This window comes from Paramagnetospirillum marisnigri, assembly GCF_001650715.1.
Classification (GTDB): Bacteria; Pseudomonadota; Alphaproteobacteria; order Rhodospirillales; family Magnetospirillaceae; genus Phaeospirillum; species Phaeospirillum marisnigri.
The window spans coordinates 303,631-318,070 of sequence record NZ_LWQT01000044.1; the positions used below are offsets into that span (position 1 = coordinate 303,631).

17 protein-coding genes and 1 pseudogene are annotated in these 14,440 nt (G+C 65.1%); 11 read left to right on the top strand and 7 right to left on the bottom strand.

Annotated features, from left to right (window positions below; translation table 11 throughout):
* Window positions 1–14: 14 nt before the first annotated feature.
* Window positions 15–2,432: a PAS domain S-box protein gene (locus tag A6A04_RS07280; RefSeq protein WP_245651109.1), complete on the top strand. Its 2,418-nt coding sequence runs from the start codon at window positions 15–17 to the stop codon at window positions 2,430–2,432.
* Between the two features lie 12 nt (window positions 2,433–2,444).
* Window positions 2,445–2,651, top strand: a complete 207-nt coding sequence (locus tag A6A04_RS07285) for a hypothetical protein (protein WP_068491348.1) — start codon at window positions 2,445–2,447, stop codon at window positions 2,649–2,651.
* Here A6A04_RS07285 and A6A04_RS07290 read toward each other — a convergent pair.
* Window positions 2,642–3,547: a hydrogen peroxide-inducible genes activator gene (locus A6A04_RS07290; protein ID WP_068491351.1), complete on the bottom strand. Its 906-nt coding sequence runs from the start codon at window positions 3,545–3,547 to the stop codon at window positions 2,642–2,644. The genes A6A04_RS07285 and A6A04_RS07290 overlap by 10 nt on opposite strands.
* 80 nt (window positions 3,548–3,627) lie before the next feature.
* A complete protein-coding gene (locus A6A04_RS07295; RefSeq protein WP_245651110.1) occupies window positions 3,628–3,921 on the bottom strand; it encodes an ArsR/SmtB family transcription factor in 294 nt (97 codons plus the stop codon).
* A gap of 161 nt (window positions 3,922–4,082) precedes the next feature.
* Between A6A04_RS07295 and A6A04_RS07300 the strand changes: the two genes are divergently transcribed.
* The 8 genes from A6A04_RS07300 to A6A04_RS07330 all read left to right on the top strand — a co-directional run bounded on the left by A6A04_RS07300 (window position 4,083) and on the right by A6A04_RS07330 (window position 8,594).
* Complete coding sequence (locus A6A04_RS07300; RefSeq protein ID WP_068491353.1) at window positions 4,083–4,835, top strand: SDR family NAD(P)-dependent oxidoreductase; 753 nt, start codon at window positions 4,083–4,085, stop codon at window positions 4,833–4,835.
* 84 nt (window positions 4,836–4,919) lie between these two features.
* Window positions 4,920–5,114 carry a hypothetical protein gene (locus tag A6A04_RS07305; protein ID WP_068491355.1) on the top strand — a complete coding sequence of 65 codons (195 nt, stop codon included), beginning with the start codon at window positions 4,920–4,922 and terminating at the stop codon, window positions 5,112–5,114.
* A 175-nt stretch (window positions 5,115–5,289) separates the two neighbouring features.
* Window positions 5,290–5,454, top strand: a complete 165-nt coding sequence (locus A6A04_RS22245; protein ID WP_156612506.1) for a hypothetical protein — start codon at window positions 5,290–5,292, stop codon at window positions 5,452–5,454.
* 58 nt (window positions 5,455–5,512) lie between these two features.
* The gene (locus A6A04_RS07310) at window positions 5,513–6,133 is read left to right on the top strand and encodes a sigma-70 family RNA polymerase sigma factor (RefSeq protein ID WP_245651111.1); all 621 of its coding nucleotides are present in this window, start codon (window positions 5,513–5,515) and stop codon (window positions 6,131–6,133) included.
* Window positions 6,130–6,777 carry a ChrR family anti-sigma-E factor gene (locus A6A04_RS07315; RefSeq protein WP_068491357.1) on the top strand — a complete coding sequence of 216 codons (648 nt, stop codon included), beginning with the start codon at window positions 6,130–6,132 and terminating at the stop codon, window positions 6,775–6,777. The genes A6A04_RS07310 and A6A04_RS07315 overlap by 4 nt, the downstream gene beginning before the upstream one ends.
* A 61-nt stretch (window positions 6,778–6,838) precedes the next feature.
* Complete coding sequence (locus A6A04_RS07320; protein WP_068491359.1) at window positions 6,839–7,447, top strand: DUF6134 family protein; 609 nt, start codon at window positions 6,839–6,841, stop codon at window positions 7,445–7,447.
* Window positions 7,444–8,175 carry an SDR family NAD(P)-dependent oxidoreductase gene (locus A6A04_RS07325; RefSeq protein ID WP_068491361.1) on the top strand — a complete coding sequence of 244 codons (732 nt, stop codon included), beginning with the start codon at window positions 7,444–7,446 and terminating at the stop codon, window positions 8,173–8,175. The genes A6A04_RS07320 and A6A04_RS07325 overlap by 4 nt, the downstream gene beginning before the upstream one ends.
* On the top strand, window positions 8,172–8,594 hold the full coding sequence (locus A6A04_RS07330; RefSeq protein ID WP_068491363.1) for a nuclear transport factor 2 family protein: 423 nt from the start codon (window positions 8,172–8,174) through the stop codon (window positions 8,592–8,594). The genes A6A04_RS07325 and A6A04_RS07330 overlap by 4 nt, the downstream gene beginning before the upstream one ends.
* Here A6A04_RS07330 and A6A04_RS07335 read toward each other — a convergent pair.
* The 5 genes from A6A04_RS07335 to A6A04_RS07355 are packed head-to-tail and all read right to left on the bottom strand — an operon-like array spanning window position 8,563 to window position 13,726.
* The gene (locus A6A04_RS07335) at window positions 8,563–9,108 is read right to left on the bottom strand and encodes a DUF3833 domain-containing protein (RefSeq protein WP_082914762.1); all 546 of its coding nucleotides are present in this window, start codon (window positions 9,106–9,108) and stop codon (window positions 8,563–8,565) included. The genes A6A04_RS07330 and A6A04_RS07335 overlap by 32 nt on opposite strands.
* A gap of 3 nt (window positions 9,109–9,111) precedes the next feature.
* Window positions 9,112–10,416, bottom strand: coding sequence for an MFS transporter (locus A6A04_RS07340; RefSeq protein WP_068491368.1), 1,305 nt, complete (start codon window positions 10,414–10,416; stop codon window positions 9,112–9,114).
* Window positions 10,417–10,419: 3 nt separating this feature from the next.
* Window positions 10,420–11,637 carry an SAM-dependent methyltransferase gene (locus tag A6A04_RS07345; RefSeq protein WP_068491370.1) on the bottom strand — a complete coding sequence of 406 codons (1,218 nt, stop codon included), beginning with the start codon at window positions 11,635–11,637 and terminating at the stop codon, window positions 10,420–10,422.
* Window positions 11,634–12,410 carry a DUF1365 domain-containing protein gene (locus tag A6A04_RS07350; RefSeq protein WP_068491372.1) on the bottom strand — a complete coding sequence of 259 codons (777 nt, stop codon included), beginning with the start codon at window positions 12,408–12,410 and terminating at the stop codon, window positions 11,634–11,636. The genes A6A04_RS07345 and A6A04_RS07350 overlap by 4 nt, the downstream gene beginning before the upstream one ends.
* Window positions 12,407–13,726, bottom strand: coding sequence for an NAD(P)/FAD-dependent oxidoreductase (locus tag A6A04_RS07355; RefSeq protein ID WP_068491374.1), 1,320 nt, complete (start codon window positions 13,724–13,726; stop codon window positions 12,407–12,409). The genes A6A04_RS07350 and A6A04_RS07355 overlap by 4 nt, the downstream gene beginning before the upstream one ends.
* Window positions 13,727–14,126: 400 nt before the next feature.
* On the opposite strand from A6A04_RS07355, the pseudogene A6A04_RS07360 reads away from it, so the two are divergent.
* Window positions 14,127–14,440, top strand: a pseudogene (locus tag A6A04_RS07360) (transposase); the annotation flags it as partial.

A 14,440-nucleotide genomic window follows, 5' to 3' on the forward strand; every position in this document is an offset into this window, starting at 1 on the left:
GCACCAGCCATCCATTGATTCTGTCGCTGCTGGTGGTGATATCCATCTGGGTGGCGGTGGGGCTGCTCGTCTGGCGGGAACGGGCGGAATCCCTCAGAACCAGTGCCCTGCTGACCGCCTCCCTGACCCGAGTGGTCGCCGAGCGCATGGATCGGACCCTGTTCGGCATCGACCGTCTGTTGAAGGATAGCATTACGCTCCTGCAGGCGAGGGAGGATGTCCACAGGGACATCCTGATCAATCAGATGCGGGTGCGTTCGGCCGACTTCACCGAGTTGCGCAATATGTTCATGCTGGACGCCGGGGGGGTGGTCCGCATTTCCACCATCGCCAGCCTCGAAGGTGCCGATCTCAGCCACCGCTCCTATTTCCAGGACCTGAGGACCGGGGGTGGGCAGGACCGCCTGATCATTACCAGTCCGCTGCTCAGCACCGCCACCGGGCGGGTCGGCATCCTGGCGTTGCGTCCGCTGTTTGATCGCTCGGGCGCGTTCGATGGCGCGGTGGCCGCCGTCCTCAATCCGGAATTCTTCACGGATATGCTGGGCGGGGTCATGTCGACGGAGGTGGATCGCTCGGTCATCGCCAATCTGAATGGCGACGTATTGGCTCGCCTTCCGGGCCAGTCCAGCGATGCCGTGGCATCCATCCGGACCGGCCCGCTGTTTTCGGAACAGTTGCCGCGCTCACGCTCGGGAACCTTCATCGCCGAGAGCGCGTTCGACGGCAAGAAGCGCATGGCCTCGTATATCGCCTTGGAACGCTATCCCGTGGTGGTTTCGGTGGGGGTCACCGTGGAAGCGGCGCTGCGGCGCTGGACCTTCAACGCCCTGGTCATCGCCGTGGCCGGGGCGGCCTTCACATTGCTGGTGGCGATGATCGCCACCCTGCTGGACCGTCGTGATCGCGCCCAGTCGCGGGCGGCAGCGGCCCTGATCGCCAGCGAGGAGCGCTATCGGACGCTGGTGGAAGGCCAGAAGGACCTGATCCACCGTTACCTGCCCGATACCACCCTGGTGGCATTCAATCAGGCCTATGCCGATTTCCACGGGCAGCCCCGGGCTGTCCTGATGGGCAAGAAATGGCTCGATGTGGTGCCCGAACCCATGCGGGCCGATATCCTGGCGGCATTGGCCGAGATGACCCCGTCATCGCCGACCCACGAGGATCTGCGCAAGGTTCCGCGCCCCGGCGATGGGGTCGAACGCTGGATCGAGTGGCGGACCACCGCCGAGTTCGACGAGATCGGCATGCTGCTGGGCTTTCAGACCATCGGCCGCGATGTGACCGATGCCCATGCCGCCGAGCAGGCCAATGCCGAGCGCGAGGAGATCTATCGCCAGATATTTCATCACAATCCGGCGGTCAAGCTGCTGGTGGACCCCGCCACCGGCATGATCGTCGATGCCAACGAATCCGCCGCCCTGTTCTACGGCTATCCCGTCGAGATGCTGAAAAGCCTGCGCATCACCGACATCAATATCCTGCCACCGCAGCAAGTGCGGGAGGAGATGGCGGCGGTGGAGCGGGAGGAACGGATGTTCCTGCGCTTCAAGCACCGGCTGGCCTCGGGCGAGATTCGGGACGTGGAGGTCTATTCCTCGCCCTTCCATGCGGGGGGGCGGCCCTATCTCAGCTCCATCGTGGTCGATGTCACCGAGCGTAATCGCTTCGAGGCGGAACTGGCCGCCCGCTCGGCGGAATTGGCGCGCTCCAACGCCGAGCTGGAACAGTTCGCCTATGTGGCCTCCCACGATCTGCGCCAGCCGCTGCGCATGGTCAGCAGCTATGTCACCTTGCTGGGCCGCAGTCTGGCCGACCGCCTCAATCCCGACGAATCCGAGTTCATCGGATTTGCGGTGGCTGGGGTCAAACGCATGGATGCCCTGATTCTCGCCCTGCTGGAATATTCCCGGGTCGGACGGGCCAATGAGGACCGCGGGATCGTTGACCTGGGCGAGGCGATGGTCGAGGCCGCCGCCAATCTGGGCCTGGGGAGCCAGGATGTCGAAGCCCGGCTGGAGGTCGAGGGAACATTGCCAATGGTCATGGGCGTCCGTGGTGAACTGGTCCGCCTGTTCCAGAATCTGCTGGGCAATGCCATCAAATATCGTCACCCCGACCGAGCCCCGCTGATCCGGGTCGGTTGTCGCCAGGATGGCGGCGAGTGGGTGGTGTGGGTCGAGGATAACGGCATCGGCATCGATTCCAAATATTTCGACCGCATCTTCATGATGTTCCAGCGGCTGCATGCCGAGACGGAATACGAGGGAACCGGCATCGGCCTGTCCATCTGCCAGAAGATCGTCCGCACCCATGGCGGGAGGATCTGGGTGGAATCCGAGCCTGTGCAGGGAAGTCGGTTCATGGTTGCGTTTCCGGCGGTTGACCGGACGGCCGGATTGAGCAAGCCTGTCCCTGCTTCCGTTTAGGAGTTGGGGACCATGAAGGTCGCGGCCATTTCGTTCAACGACAACCATTCCATCAGCATGGACGTGGAAGGGGTGACCTATATCGGCACCGCCCAGCCGCTGCAGCTTGATGACGGGACCTGGTTCCTGGAACTGCTGATCCGCACCAAGACCGGCACGGTGGCATTGCAACTGGTGGCCGACACCCCGGAAGAGCTTGCCGTTCGCGGCTACGACTGATCCAGACCCTCGAACAGGGCTCGCCCCAGCAAGCCGAATTCCTTGGCCCGGGGGCTGGACTTGCGCCAGACCAATCCCAGGAAGCGCGCCCCATCCCCCGCCAGGGGCCGGGTCACTAGATCGGTGCCCCGCAGGATGCCCGCCGTCACCGCCAGGCGCGGCAGCAAGGTGACGCCAAGACCCGACGCGACCATTTGCACCAGGGTCCCCAGGCTGGTGCCCATCACATCCTCGCCCCGGTTGGTGGAGGCCAGGGAGCAGGCGGCCAGGGCGTGCTCCCGCAGGCAATGCCCCTCTTCCAGCAACAGCAGATGAGAGGCGGCGAGATCGCCCCCGGAGATATCGGCCCGTGCCGCCAACGGGTCGTCGGGGCGGCAGGCCAGCACGAAGGGGTCGCGGGCCAGGGTCAGCATCTCCATGTCCGGGGCGTCATAAGGCAGGGCCAGCAAGGCGGTATCCAACTCGCCCCGGGCGAGCCGTTCCAGCAGGCGGGCGGTCAAATCCTCGCGCAGCACCAGCTTCAGGTCGGGAAAGGTCCGGCGCAGGGCGGGCAGGGCGGAGGGCAGCAGGAAGGGCGCAATGGTGGGTATGACCCCCAGGCGCAGCGGCCCGGCCAGCGGTCGTCCGGCCGCCCGGACCATGTCGGTGATATCCTCGGCCCCGCGCAGAACTTCGCGGGCGCGGGCCACCACCGCCTCGCCCAGCGGCGTCACCAGGACCCGCCGCTTGGTCCGCTCCACCAAGGTGGTGCCCAGCAGGGTTTCCAGCTCCTGCAACCCTGCCGACAGGGTGCTCTGGGTGGCGGAACAGGCCTCGGCGGCGCGGCCGAAATGGCGGTGCTCGGCCAGGGCCACCAGGTAACGCAACTGTCGCAGGGTGGGAAGATGGGTCTGCATGGCACCAGTCTAGCTCGCTCGCCATGCCCGGCCAAAACCAGATTCACATTTGCGCCACCGGAGCGACGCCTCTTTGCTCTTCAGGGCGGCGGCGCCCGCCAACGCTCTTTGTCCTCTGTGTCGGAGAAAGCAAGGATGGTCTTCAGCAATCCGGGAAACCGTGCCTCGACATCGTCAAGACGGACGATGTTGCGATGCTCGACTCCCCTTTTTTCCGTATGGATCAGGCCGGCTTCACGCAGGACCCGGAAATGATTCGATAGAGTCGACTTGGCCATATTGGGACAGGGGGCTGCCTCGGTGCAGGACATGCAGCCTTGCTGGTTGACCATGCTCCTGATGATGCGCAGGCGCATGGGATCGGAAAGAGCCATGAGCACTCCTTCCAACGTGATGTCGTCACGCGACGGATGAACGAACCGAACCATGACGAGATGTCTATCAGGGCGCTTGACAGATTTCAATAGTTCCATAATATCGAACAATTGAAGCATCCCGCTCCCGGGGTGGATCGCAGCCGCGAAAGAGAGACATCATGAGCAACAACCTGCTGGGCAAGGTCGCCCTGGTTACCGGGGCATCGAAGGGCATCGGCGCGGCCATTGCCGTCCGTCTCGCCGCCGAAGGCGCCGCCGTCGCGGTAAATTACAGTACCGGCAAGGACGGAGCGGATCGCATTGTCGGCGAAATCACCTCCCAAGGCGGCCGAGCCGTCGCCATTCGCGGCAACCTGACCGATGCCGGTCAGGTGGAAATTCTGGTTGCCGACACGGTCAAGGCCCTGGGCCCTATCGATATCCTGGTCAACAACGCCGGGGTTTATGAGTTTTCACCGCTGGACGGCATCACGGCGGCGCATTTCCACAGGCAGTTCGACCTCAATGTTCTCGGACTGCTTCTGGTTTCGCAGCACTCCGTCCGGAACTTCGCCGTCGGCGGCGGGGCCATCGTCAATATCAGCTCCGGTGTTTCGACCATCGCCCCGGCCAACACCGCCGTTTATACCGCCACCAAAGCCTCGGTTGACGCGATCACCTCGGTCCTGTCAAAGGAACTGGCGCCGCGCAAGATTCGGGTCAATTCGGTCAACCCCGGAATGATCGTCACCGAAGGCGTGGTGGCGGCAGGCCTGCACGAGGGCGACATGCGGCAATGGGTCGAGAGCGTCACGCCGCTGGCGCGCGTCGGCAAGGCCGAGGAAATCGCCTCGGTCGTCGCGTTCCTGGCCTCCGACGATGCGTCCTACATCACGGGCGAAACCTTGCACGTCACGGGTGGGCTTCGCTAGGCAATATCCGGGTATCGAGGCCGCTCGCGACGAATCGGGCGCGCCTCGCTTCCGTTCCAGGGAAACGACTGATCAAGGTGCTCCATGTTCCACCACTGTCAAAGCAATGTTCTCCTCGACCCGGCGTCCGGCCTTTCGGCCCAGGCCTGGGCGGCCGAGCCATCCCTGGTCGAACTGTTCGGCGATCCCATGTTCCGGCAACTCCTGGCCAGTGATCGGGTGACGATGGAAAGCTTCACCGATCTGGTCTTGGCTGTCCGGAAAAGATTGGCGAGATGATCGCCCATCGGCCGACGACGGGCGGGTCTCTCCGTCAAGCCGGAGGAGGCTTCCCAAGGCAGGTCAGCCAGGATGTTCTTCTCTGTACACCGGCTGATAGCTTGTTTCCGGGCATGGTGTGATCCACCGCGGGAAATCCTTCGTAAGACAGTCGTGTTCAATACGAAGGAGACCCATGATGCCCGCTCCAGCCACCAACCAGGCGCAACTGTTGGAACTGTGCTCGATGCTGCGCGCCATCGCCGTTTCCCGCAAACAGTCCAGCGCGCTGTTGCGCCAGATGGCCGAGACCTACGAAATCAGGGCGGTTGTGGACCACATGCCGCGATATGGCGCCTGATATGGGTTCGGCGCTGGCTTTTTCCTTCGGCTCTATCGATGATGTTCATGTGATCGACATGATGCGTCGTCGCGTGGAGGAAAAAGGGGGCGCCGTGCCCGATCAGATCCGGAGCGTCGAACCCGAGACCGGGGCGACGCCAATGAGCGAGTTATTGGTGGCGGTGGCGCAGTCCGGCGACCGTCAGGCCTTTGCCTTGTTGTTCCAGTACTACGCACCGCGTCTGAAGACCTATATGCGCAAGCTTGGGACTGAGGATGCGGTGGCCGAGGAACTGGCGCAGGAAGCCATGCTGGCGGTCTGGCGCAAGGCGGCATCCTTCGATCCCGGTCGGGCCAATGCCGGCACCTGGATTTTCGCCGTCGCCCGTAACCTGCGCATCGACATGTTGCGCAAGGAAAAACGCCCCGAGATCGATTTGGATGATCCGGAACTGGTGCCTGACCCGGCCCCGCGCGCCGACGAAGTCATGGCAACACAACAAAGCGAAAGCCGCGTCCGGGCCGCCATGTGTGGATTGTCGGCGGAGCAGACCGAAGTGGTGACCTTGTCCTTTTACGAAGACACGCCCCATGCCGAGATCGCGGCTCGGCTGAAAATTCCCTTGGGCACGGTGAAGTCCCGGCTGCGGCTCGCCATGAAACGCATCCGGTCGGAACTGGGAGACGACCAGCCATGAGCGCCACCTTTCATCCCACGGACGAGTTGCTGGTGGCCTATGGCGCCGGATCCCTGGATGAGGCGTCGGCGCTGCTGGTCGCGACCCATCTGGCACTCTGCCCGCGTTGCCGGGCCGAGGTCGCGCGGATCGAGACCCTGGGCGGCGCCATGATCGAGGACCTGCCCCCCGCCGATCTGGGCGCCGATGCGTTGGCCTCGGTCCTGGCCCGGCTGGACCTGCCGCCGTCACCCCCCAAGCCGCGGCGCCCGGCCGTGGGATCGCCCGGCCTGCCCGCTCCCTTGCGCGACTATCTGCCCGCCGAGATGGAGGCCTTGCCTTGGAAGCGTCTGGCGGCGGGCATCGAACAGGTCGTTCTGCTGCAGGCGCGCGGCATCCGCGCTCGATTGCTGCGAATCGGGGCGGGGATCGCCGTTCCCGAGCACGGTCATGGCGGCATGGAATTGACCATGGTGCTGCAAGGTGGCTTCGCGGATCAGGGCCAGGGCTATGCCCGTGGCGACGTGGCCATGGCGGACCGGCAGTTGGTGCACAGCCCGGTGGCCGACAGGAGCGAAACCTGCCTGTGCCTGGCGGTGACCGATGCGCCGCTGAAGCTGACCGGGCTGGTGGGACTGCTGGTCAATCCCTTTCTCGACCTGTGATGTGATCCAAGGCGGCCCGGGCGGCGTATGACAAAGGACGCCTTCTGGAGGAACGCCGCCCATGCGCCTGCTCGCCGCCATCCTGGTCATCACTGCCTTGCTCGGAGCCGCCCCGGTGGCGGCTGGGCAAAGCGCCGAATTCGTCGTTCTGCGCGGCGGCACTCCCATTGGCACGCACCGGGCCGAGGTGGAGATTGTCGGCGACGAAACCAGGGTGCATGTGAGCATCGCGCTGGATGTCGCCTTCGGCCCCATACCCCTCTATCGTTATCGACACGACAGCCGGGAAGTCTGGCGCGACGGTCGTCTGGTCCGTCTTGAGTCGCGGACCGACGATGACGGCGATGCCATGACGCTATCGGTGCGAAGCACGCCTGAAGGCCTGCGGGTCGAGGGCTCCACGGGAGTCTTCATCGCCCCCGCCGACACCGTTCCCACCAGCTATTGGACCCCGGCCCTGGCCACCAATCGGCCCTTGCTGGATTCTCAGATCGGCCGCCTGCTCGAGGTGGTGCGGGTTCCCCTTGGCCCCGGTCGCTGGCGGCTGGAGGGCGAGTTGAACCTGGACATCGCCTATTCGCCGCAAGGCCGCTGGACGGGCCTGAGCTTCCGCCACAAGGGGTCGGACTTCGTCTATGTTCCCCGCGCCCTGGCGGATAGCCGGCCATGATGACCAGGACATGGATCACCGGAGCGGGATCGGGCATCGGCGAGGCCCTGGCCTTGCGCCTCGCCGCCGAAGGCCATTCCGTCATCGCCAGCGGTCGACGGCTTGAGCCCCTGACGGAGTTGGCCGGTCGGGGACCGGGCATCACGCCCCTGGCGGTGGACGTCACCGACCGCGCCGCCGTGCAGGCGGCGGTGAGCGCAATGGGGACAATCGACACCGCTATTCTCTGCGCCGGCATCCATACGCCAACCCCGGCGCGAAGCTTTGACGCGGACACGGTGCGCCGACTGATGGAGACCAACCTCATGGGGGCGGTTCATTGTATCGAAGCGCTGCTTCCCGCCATGATCGCGCGCGGCAGCGGCCATCTGGTGCTGGTGGCCTCGGTGGCGGGCTATCGCGGCCTGCCCACCGCCGGGGGCTATTCGGCCAGCAAGGCGGGGCTGATCGCCCTGGCGGAATCCCTGAAGCTGGACCTGGACGGCAGCGGCGTGCGGGTCAGTCTCATCAATCCCGGCTTCGTGGATACGCCCCTGACGCGCCAGAACCCTTTTCCCATGCCCGACCTTGTCACCGCCGGGCAGGCGGCGGAGGCTATTTTGTGCGGGTTGAAGGCTGGGCGGTTCGAAACCGCCTTTCCCTTCCGCTTCGCCCTTGCCATGAAAGTGCTGCGCCTGTTGCCCGACCGTCTGTATTTTGCCCTCATGCACAAGGTGACCGGACTGTGACCCCCCTGGCGAGCTGGGCCGAGTTCTGGGAAGGGTTGTCTCCCGATAACTTGGCGGGATTGCGGGAACTCTGCGCTCCCGACATCCGCTTCGTCGATCCCTTCAACGATCTGACCGGGGTCACGCGGCTGGAGACGCTGCTGGTACATATGTTCCAGACTCTGGGCCAGCCGCGCTTCGTGGTGGACGACATGGCCATGGGCAAGGATGCCGGGTATCTGCGCTGGCGCTTTTCGGCCGCCCTGCGGGGCCGATCCATCGCGCTGGAGGGCATGAGCGAGGTTCGCTTCGATGCCATGGGCAGGGTGACGCTCCATCGCGACCATTGGGATGCCAGCACCCAGGTCTATGGCCGCGTCCCCGTCCTGGGAGCGGCCATAAGGCTGGTCAGGACGCGGCTTTCAGCCCCGGCTTCATGAAGAAGAGGGTGACCTCGCCCACATCGATGCCCCATTTGGACACCCTGGCCCGATTGATCATGGCGCCGCCCGGCTGCAGGAACATCCAGTCGTCGAAGGCGACCCGCAGGGTTCCGTCGCCCACCTTCAGATCCATGACATAAGCCCAGTTGAGGGCATTGCCCGCCGACAGGCCCGACGCGACCCCGACCACGTCGGCGGCCCGCCCTTCATAGCCGCCGTCGGCGCGTTTCCGGATGGTCCAGACGCGCTGATCGGTCTCGCCGTCATTGTAGAGAAACTGCTCGTCCAGAACCAATTGCTCGCCATCCCATGTGCCGGTGATCTCGACGGTGAACTGTCGCTTCACGGTGCCGAAGCGGTCCTGGAACAGGCCCCAGGCCTGGGTGCGGCCAGCGAAATACTCTTCCAGCACCAGCTTGGGCTGGGCCGCGGCGAAATCGGCAGGCTTCATGGTGGAACACCCCGTAAGAACGAGAAAGGCGGACAGAACGAGGGCGGAACGGGTCAGCATGGATCAAGCCTCCGACAGAATGGCGATACGGCGCTGCAGGTCTTGCTGGCGCGCCCGGTCCAGCGGAAAGCGACCCATGGCGACCACGGCCGCGAGCTTCAGGAAAGCCGGGACACCGGCATAGAGAATTCCCAGCATCACCAGTGAGCCGGGGCTGTTGACCGATCCGGGCGTGAACCCGGCCAGGGCCAGCAGGGGAAAGGCGCAGCCCACCGCCAGGGTCAGGGCCAGCTTGCCGGTCAGACTCCACAGGGCCACGTAAAGCCCCGCCCGGCCGCCGCCGCCCTGGGCGGTGTGCTCGTCCACCACATCGGCCAGGATGGCGGCGGGCAAGGCCAGATCGGCGGCCAGCCCCAAACCGGTCAGCAGGCAGATGGCGGCGAAGACGGGCCAGTGCTCCGGCCCCAGGAAGGCCGCCGGGATGAAGGCCAGCGACGTCAGCAGCAGGGACAGCCTCCAGGCCGGATGCTTGCCCAGCCGGGCGGCCACCGCCAGCCAGAGCGGAATGCCGAGGATGGCGGTGATGAAATAGGCCAGCAACAACGCTCCGGCCAGATCGGGCCGACCCAGGCCGTCCCCCACATACATCAGGAACAAGCTGGCGGGCAGGGCGTTGGCGGTGGCATTGATGGCCTGGGCAGTGACGAGGCGGAGAAAGGGCCGGTTGCGCATCAGGGGGGATAATGACGCAACCGGCCCCCTCGCGGTCACCGGAGCGGGAAGAGGCTCCGGGACCAGAAACACGGCGGCTGCAACGCCGATGATCAGGAGTATGGCGGCGGGAGGGAAAAAGGCCGCCAAGGTCTGGGATTGGGGCAAGGACAGGGCGGCGGGTCCCGCCACCGCCAACATCACACCGATCAGGGCGAACCCTTCGCGCCACGAGGCGATCCGGGTTCGCTCGCCGTAATCGGAGGACAATTCGGCCCCCCAGGCCTGATAGGGCACCAGCATCAGGGTCAGCCCCAGATAGAAGGCCGCCGACCACAGCACCAGATGACCGGCTCCGGCATCCTCCGGCGGCATGAAGAGTCGCCAGCCCGCTACCAGCAGCAGTGGCAATCCGGCCAGCATCCAGCCGCGCCGCCGCCTGCCATGTCCGCCGTCGCAGGCCAGACCGATGACGGGATCCACCAACAGATCCACCAGCCGCGACACCAGCAGTGCGCCCCCGGTGGCCGCCAGTCCCAGCCCGACCGTCTCGGCATAGAAGGTGGGCATATGGACATGGACCGGAATCCCCAGAGCCGCCAAAGCCAAGGCGGGCAGGGCATAGGCGGCAAGCCGCAGGCGGCTCAGCCGGGGCATGATCTAGTCCCGTGTCAGCAACAGATGGCACACATCGATGGCCTTGGTGCGGAAGCCCGCGCGGCAATAGGCGATGTAGAACTCCCACAGCCGCTTGAAGCGGGCATCGAAGCCCAGGGGCGCGATGCGGGGCCAGGCCCGCTGGAAATCGGCTTCCCACAATTCCAGGGTGCGTTCGTAATCCATGCCGAAGCAGCGGGTGGTGGCCAGCCCCAGCCCCGCCGCGTCCGCCTGGGCCTGCAAGGCGCCGGGCGACGGCAGCATGCCGCCGGGAAAGACATGGCGCTGGATGAAGTCGCAGCCCCGGCGATAACTTTCGAACCGCTCGTCGGCGATGGTGATGGCTTGCAGCCCCGCCTTGCCGCCGGGGGCCAGCCGGTCGCGGATGGTGGCGAAATAGGTGGGCCACCAGCGCTCGCCGACCGCCTCGATCATCTCGACCGAGACAATGCGGTCGAACTGGCCGGTGACGTCGCGGTAGTCCTGCAACCGGATATCGGTCCGCTCGGCCAGGCCCGCCTTGGCCAGCCGGTTCGTCGCCCAGGCGTGCTGCTCCTCGGACAGGGTCAGGCCGACCACTGTGGCGCCGTACTCACCGGCCATCAGTTCGGCGAAACCGCCCCAGCCGCAGCCGATCTCCAGCACCCGCATGCCGGGCTTCAGGCCGATATCCTCGGCGATGGCCCGGTATTTCCGCTCCTGGGCCTGGGCCAGGCTCTCGTCGGGCGAGTCGAACAGGGCGGCGGAATAGGTCATGCCCGGATCCAGCCACTGGGAGTAGAAGGCATTGCCCAGATCATAATGGGCCGAGATGTTGCGGCGGCTGCCGCGGCGGGAATTGTCGTGCAGGCGGTGCCACAGCTTGAGGCCCAGGCGCAGCAGCGGATGGCCTTCCAGCGGATCGCCCAGCACCCGGTCGTTGACATCACCCAGTTCCAGCAGGGCGGCCAGATCGGGACTGTCCCAGTCGCCGTCCATATAGGCCTCGCCCAGGCCCACGGGGCCGCCGGTGATCAGGCGGCGCAGGGCTCGCAGGCGGTGAAGGCGGAATTCCGCCCTCGGGCCGGGGGCGGTGCCGGTGAAGACGCGGCTTTCCCCGCTGGGCAGGACCACGGTCAACTGACCGGCCGCCAGACGGTGCTCCAGCATGGACAGCAGCAGATTGTCGCTCAGGCCATGGGGAATGGCGGCGACGGGCAGCAGACGGGACTGGGCATTCATGAAAGATCCCCCTTGTCGGTGAAGGACACCAGCGACGCCGGCGGCGTGGGCTTCTTGTGGAAAGACGCGCCCTTGATCCAGATGCGCAACGCCTCCCAGTGGATGCCGCCCAGGATCTTCAGCGGCAGCAGGGGATAGGCGATGGCGGCCCGGACCAGGGCGGAATCGGTCAGCGGCACCCGCTTGGCCACATGGGAGGCGACCAGAATCGGTTTGCCGGTGGCGCGGTCGGTCTCGCGGATAGTGATGGCGAAGGTTTCGCCCGGCGGCCGCAATGCAAAGGCGTAATTGCCGTTGAGGCCGAGGAAGGGCGACACATGGAAGCATTTCTCCGCCGAATGGCGCAGCGTTTGGCGCTCATCGCCCTCGGTGCGGACCAGATAGGCATGGCGTTCGCCAAAAGTGTTGTGCACCTCGTACAGAACGGCGGACAGGGTTCCGTCGGCGGCATGGCAGAACCAGGTGGTCAGCGGGGTGAAGGCCATGCCCAGAAAGCGCGGGAACAGATGCACCCGAACCGCTCCGCCGGGGATGAAGATGGAATGGCGGGCAAGTTCGGTCTCGATCCAGCGGCGCGGCGCGGCGCCATCGCCCAAATCCTTATCTTGGACCGAGAACAGGTTGCGCCGATTGTGGGACAGCCATCTCAGGCCGAGCTCCGGCAATTCGTCCAGGTCGATCAGCAACGAGACCACGTCATAGGTGAAGCGATGGCCCACCGGCTCGAGGCGGTGATGCATGACCTGGCCGCGATAAAGGCATGAGGCGGTCATTCCGCCGCCCGCCGCATGGGTTGGGACAACCAGGGCGCCGGGCAGCCCATGGCCTCGGCGGTGGCCAGTCCCGACGAGAACGCATCCTCGTGAAAGCCGTAGCCGAAATAAGAGCCGCAGAACCAGACCCGGTTCGCGCCCTGGATGCTGGCCAATTGCCCCTGTGCCGCCATGGCGGCGCCGTCGAACATTGGGTGGTGGTAGACGAAGCTGGCATGAACCATCTCCGGCCGGGGCGGGGTGATGGGGTTCAAGGTGACGATGACCGGCGTTTCGGTTTCCAGGGATTGCAGGCGGTTCATCCAGTAGCTGACGCAAAGATGCCGAGCCCCATCGGGGCCGGTGCGGCCCATATAGTTCCATGACGCCCAAAGCTTCCGCCGCTTCGGCATCAGGGCCGTGTCGCCGTGCAGAACGGCCAGGTTTTCCTGATAGCCGAAAGCGCCCAGCAGACGGCGCTCGTCCTGGCTGGGCCTGGCCAGCAGGCCGAGAGCCTCGTCGGCATGGGCGCCGATCACCACCTCGTCGAATCTGTCGCGCTGGCCGCCGCCGGTGATGACATCCACTCCGGCGTCATGGCGCTCGATGGCCAGGACCGGGGTATTCAGCCGGGCCTTGTGGCGCATATCGGCGGTCAGGCGGCGGATATATTCGCGGCTGCCGCCGATCACCGTGCGCCATTGCGGCCGGTCGGTCAGTTGCAGCAGGCCGTGATTGGAGCAGAAACGCACGAAGCTGATGGCCGGGAAATCCAGCATGGTCGAGGCCGGGGCCGACCAGATGGCGGCGGCCATGGGAAGCAGGTGATCCTGGACGAAAGCATCGCCATAGCGGTTGGCGCTCAGATACTCGCCCAGGCTGGGACCGGGCTCGGCCATGGCCATCAGCCTGGGGGCGTTCCGATAGAAGCGCAGAATATCGGCGACCATGCCCAGGAAGCGCGGCCGCACCAGATTGAGCGGCTGGCCGAACAGGCCGCGCAGGCTCTCGCCCGAATATTCCATGGCGCCCTCGTCCAGGGACACCCCGAACGACATGTCGGTGGCCTTGGTGGGCACCGCCAATTGCTCGAACATGCGGATCAGATTGGGATAGGTCCGCTCGTTATAAACGATGAAGCCGGTATCCACCGCGACCCCGCGGCCATCAGCCTCGGAGATTACGACGGTGTTGGCGTGGCCACCCAAATGGGCGTTCTGTTCGAAAATGGTGACGTCGTGATGGCGCGAGAGCGCCCATGCGGCTCCCAACGCCCCAGCCCCCGAGCCGATCACGGCGATTTTGCACCCCTGTTGGAGTGATGTGTCCCGGCTCATGGAAAGTCCCCCCTCGATTTTGTCATGCCTTTAGTACGTGGCGAGGCGGTGATTGGATCACCGGGACACATAAATCGTCGTCGAAGACCTGTTGCCGCTGGCAGGAGCGTAGTGGGCCGGATTACCGTTCGGCGGCAACGTCCGCTTTACCTGTTCCAAGTCCGAAATCCGCCCATCCCCAACCCGGCTTTTCCGGGTCGCAAGAGCGGATGAGGACAGCGCCATGGCCAGCTCAAGGAACGCCAAAGGCCGCCCCTCGCAGGGCGGCCTTTGCATTTTATGCGTCAAGAATTAGCGCGGTATGGGGCGCATTTGCGGGTTGATGTGCCCCCGGGAAACTGAATCGTTTTGAGTTAGAGTTTTCGGATCGGATTTCCCGGCTGGGGAAGGAAGATCAGCGATGAAGGCATCGAAGTTCACGGACGCGCAAAAGGCGTTCATCTTGAAGCAAGGGGCGGACGGGGTTCCGGTCTCGGAGATCTGCCGCAAGGCCGGGATCAGCCAGGCGACGTACTTCAACTGGAAGAGAAAGTACGACGGGCTGCTGCCGACCGAGATGCGGCGGCTGCGTCAGCTGGAGGAGGAAAACTCCCAGCTGAAGCGGATTGTCGCCGACCTGACGCTCGACAAGGAAATGCTGCAGGACGTCATCCGCCGAAAAATGTGAAGCCTGTTCTCAAGCGCAAGCTGGTTGATGGCGTTTGCAGGGAATGG